Source organism: Tabrizicola soli, assembly GCF_015999335.1.
In the GTDB taxonomy this organism is placed as follows: Bacteria; Pseudomonadota; Alphaproteobacteria; order Rhodobacterales; family Rhodobacteraceae; genus Tabrizicola; species Tabrizicola soli.
On sequence record NZ_JAEACP010000050.1, the window covers coordinates 1 to 3,721 of the forward strand.

The window sequence follows — 3,721 nt, forward strand, 5'->3', positions numbered from 1 at the left end:
TTCGGAAAGAATGGCTTCAGGCGCTCCATTTGCGCCTCGGACAGCCAGTAGAGGTTGCTCATCGGTCAGGTCTCCTTGCGAGGCCTGAATCACGCGAACCGCCCGAAATCAATGGGTCTGGAGCCTAGGACTGCTATGATCATCGCAGACAACAATCTCTGAGCAGGGAGAGGAAGCGATCCGATTCATTGGTCTGCAGCACGAGGTTGGCCTGGCAGAAGCAAAATCGGTTGAACATGAGTATCTCGGTCCCGAAGCTGGTGGAGATGAAGACGTTGCGGAGCCTGGCTGGAGCTGACCCACCCCTTTCCGATGAGAAAGGAGGCATCCGACTGCTGCCTGAGCTACGCAACAGAAGCCGACACTTTCAGGTCGTCCGCGAAAGCTATCCGGAACGGAACCGGCTCTCGGGTGGCGTGAACTACGTTGAGCTTAGAAAGCCCTGCTCCTTTAGATGCGCGGTAAGCAATCGCTCGACATACGAAGCAACCGAGCGCCCATCCGCTTCGGCGGCTTTTTCGACCGCCTGCTTGGTCTCCTCAGATACTCTAACGGAAATTGCTGAAGTTTTTGCCATGTGTTCACTTGTGTGCAGTTGACATTCAATGCTGATGAGTGCATATTAAACTCAGTTGCACACAATTGCAACGGACTGAGGGGGAGGTGGAAGCTCCCCGCCCAGCCCTAACCACGAACGATCTTTAGGGAGATCCCTCATGGCTAACTGCACGTTTACTACGTCTGGCCGCCTTTCGGAAGCCGCGCCGTCCTTCACGCATACGCCGCTCACGCAGTGCTTCATCGCGGTGATGCGGGATCTGTCGGCTTATATCGAGGCGGAGCAGGATCTGGAGCATTGTGACAGCTTCGATCCGGCGTGTGACGCTTGGATTTCTGACGCTGAACGTGCCCGCACGTGCGTTCTGGACCGCCTTGCCCTGCTGCATGTCGCCCCGGTCCGGCGGCGCGAGGACATTCCTCTGCGGCATTTCGGCAAAGTCACGCGCTTGCTGATCGAAAGTGAGACGCCCGAGGCCTTCGGCCAGGCACTGGCCCTGCCGTCGCAATTCGCCAGCTTCTTCAAATGCCACGGTGACAGCGCCACCGCCCGGCGGGTGAACCTGATGATCGCCGGGTTCCAGGCGCAATTGCGTAATCTGGAAACGCTCGCCGATTTCGCGGCACCGGTGGCCGCGGAATACTGCGGGATCGACGCCGATGAGGCCGACGCGCTGATGGCACCGGCGGCCTGACCCCAAGCCTGGGCAGAGAGACATGGCTGCGGCCCATCGTCCTTTGGCGGTGCGGCCCGCGGCCTGATCCGATGCCCCTCTTCCTGCCGCAGTCCTGCCGCTACTCTGCCTGTTCCGTGGCAAAACGGCCGATCTGCGGCGCCATCCCCGACATTCTGCATCATCGGAGGGCCTTATCATGGCCGACTTTTCCATGCGGCGCGGCCGCAAAATGCTTTCCCCTGCCGAGTTGCCTTTTCTGATCCAACCGGGAATCATGCACCCGGAATGGCCCGAGGCGGCTGAGACCAAGGGCTTCACGCTCATCGCCCGGGTGCGCGATCACCAGCATGTCGCCCTGCGCTGCCACACTTGTGGCGGGCTGAATGCCGTCCGGACCAATGTGCTGCTCGGCAATGATCCCCACTGTCACCATTGCCTGCACTCCGCACGCATTTGTTCCAGCGGCGCAGGGAGCAACTCGGCCTATGGCACGAGACCGGAGAGGTATTGCCAAGAAAGAGGACGCCGCACATGCGGCGGCTTCTCCCGCGGCATCCGCTCCACCGCCTGCCTCGACCCTTGCACCGAATCTTGCTTCTGCCCATCCTTGCTTGATCCAGCTCGTGCGTCTTCTGGCACGCCAGGCCGCCGCCGAAGAGATCGCGACCCAGAGGGCGACCGCCACGAAGGGAGACTGATATGCTGATGCACCAAGCTCAACGTCGCGCAGCCGTCTACGCGCGCTACTCGACCGACCTCCAGTCCGACACCTCGATCGAGGATCAGCTGCGCGTCTGCCGCCGGATGATCGACAGCCATGGCTGGACCCTCACCGAGACCTATTCCGACGCCGCGCTGTCGGGCGCATCGCTCCTGCGGCCGGATTACCAGCGCCTGATGGCCGACGCCCGCATCGGGCGTTTCGATGTCGTGGTGGCAGAGGGGCTGGACCGCTTCTCTCGCGACCAGGAACACATCGCAGCCTTCTTCAAGCAGATGAGCTATCGCGGCATCCCCGTCATCACGGTGGCCGAAGGGGAGATCTCCGAGCTGCACATCGGGTTGAAGGGCACGATGTCGGCTCTCTATCTGAAAGATCTGGCGCAGAGGACCCATCGAGGCCTTGAGGGGCGGGTCGAGGCTGGCACATCGGCGGGCGGCATCTGCTATGGCTATCGGGTGAAGCGGGAGATCCGCGCCGATGGCTCGGTCAGCACGGGAGACCGTGAGATCATCCCGGAGGAAGCGGAGACCGTCATGCGGATCTTCCGCGACTATGACGCGGGCTTGTCCGCCCGCGCCATCGCCGCCGCGCTGAACGAGGAAGGGATTCCCAGCCCGCGCGAAGGCAGCGGTGATGGCTGCTGGGGCGCCTCGACCATCTCGGGGAACTGGAAGCGCGGCACGGGCATTCTGAACAACGAACTTTATGTTGGCATGCTGGTCTGGAACCGGCAGCGCTTCGTGAAGGATCCCCAGACCTTCAAGCGCCAAGCCCGCCCCAATCCGCCGGAAGCCTGGAAGTATCATGAGGTGCCGGACCAGCGGATCATTGACGATGCGCTCTGGGACCGCGTCAAAGCCCGCCAAGGCGCCATCCGTGAGGCCATGAACCCGGCGGGCGTGCGGTCCGGTCGCCCTCGCCTGGAGAAGGCCCGCCGTCCTGTGTATCTGCTGGCCGGGCTGATGAAGTGCGCCTGCTGTGGCTCGAGCTACACGCTGATCAACAAGAACCGCTACGGATGTGTGGCTCCCCGGAACAAGGGCGAGAGCATCTGCACCAATCGCGCCACCATCTTGCGCGAGGAGGTCGAGGCGCGCGTTCTGGACGGCCTGCGCGAGGCGCTGCTGCACCCTGACCTGATCACGACCTTTGTCGAGGAATACCGCCGCGCCTTCAATGCCGCCGCCGCAGATGCCGGTGCCGGAAGGGAGAAGGCCAGCCGCGATCTGGCCAAGGCCGAGAAGAAGATCGCCGGCATCCTGACCGCTATCGAGGACGGGATGTATCACCCGTCAATGAAGGAGACGATGGCCGCGCTGGAGAAGGACAAGGCCGAGCTGACGGCCTTCCTTGCGGATCGCCCCGAGCCCCCTGCCCTGCGGCTTCATCCCCGCCTCTCTGATCTCTACCGCGAGAAGATCGCGTCTCTTGCTGAAGCCCTGAACCAGCCGGACATGAAGCCTCAGGCGACGGAGCTTCTGCGGGGTCTGATTTCCGAGGTTCGGATGGTGCCGGACCGTGCGGCGCCGGGCTTTCATCACGTTGAACTTGTTGGGGATCTGGCCGGGATCCTGGCTTTGGGTGAGCCGGATATGACAAAGCCCCCGCTGGTGCGAGGGCTTAAGTCGGAAACGGTGGTTGCGGGGGCAGGATTTGAACCTGCGGCCTTCAGGTTATGAGCCTGACGAGCTACCGGGCTGCTCCACCCCGCGCCATTTGTGCCTTGACTTGGCACGCGTGCCCCGAGGGCTTTTTCTTGCGA

Annotated in this window: 3 protein-coding genes and 1 tRNA gene; 2 read left to right on the plus strand and 2 right to left on the minus strand. The window is 62.5% G+C overall.

The window, feature by feature from the left end; translation table 11 throughout:
- Positions 1–716: 716 nt before the first annotated feature.
- The gene (locus tag I7S92_RS22925) at positions 717–1,253 is read left to right on the plus strand and encodes a hypothetical protein (RefSeq protein WP_197647809.1); all 537 of its coding nucleotides are present in this window, start codon (positions 717–719) and stop codon (positions 1,251–1,253) included.
- A 160-nt stretch (positions 1,254–1,413) separates the two neighbouring features.
- On the opposite strand, the gene I7S92_RS22930 is transcribed toward I7S92_RS22925, so the two are convergent.
- On the minus strand, positions 1,414–1,668 hold the full coding sequence (locus I7S92_RS22930) for a hypothetical protein (RefSeq protein WP_197647810.1): 255 nt from the start codon (positions 1,666–1,668) through the stop codon (positions 1,414–1,416).
- A 272-nt stretch (positions 1,669–1,940) separates the two neighbouring features.
- Between I7S92_RS22930 and I7S92_RS22935 the strand changes: the two genes are divergently transcribed.
- Positions 1,941–3,638, plus strand: a complete 1,698-nt coding sequence (locus I7S92_RS22935) for a recombinase family protein (RefSeq protein WP_197647811.1) — start codon at positions 1,941–1,943, stop codon at positions 3,636–3,638.
- Here the strand turns inward: I7S92_RS22935 and I7S92_RS22940 are convergent.
- Positions 3,595–3,671: transfer RNA gene (locus tag I7S92_RS22940), tRNA-Met, on the minus strand. The two genes, I7S92_RS22935 and I7S92_RS22940, sit on opposite strands and share 44 nt — an antisense overlap.
- Between the last annotated feature and the right edge of the window lie 50 nt (positions 3,672–3,721).

Excerpts from the sequence above, each read along its gene's own strand:
- I7S92_RS22925 (WP_197647809.1), top strand. The coding sequence starts at position 717 with ATGGCTAACTGCACGTTTACTACGTCTGGCCGCCTTTCGGAAGCCGCG.
- I7S92_RS22930 (WP_197647810.1), bottom strand. The coding sequence starts at position 1,668 with ATGGTGACAGTGGGGATCATTGCCGAGCAGCACATTGGTCCGGACGGC.
- I7S92_RS22935 (WP_197647811.1), top strand. The coding sequence starts at position 1,941 with ATGCACCAAGCTCAACGTCGCGCAGCCGTCTACGCGCGCTACTCGACC.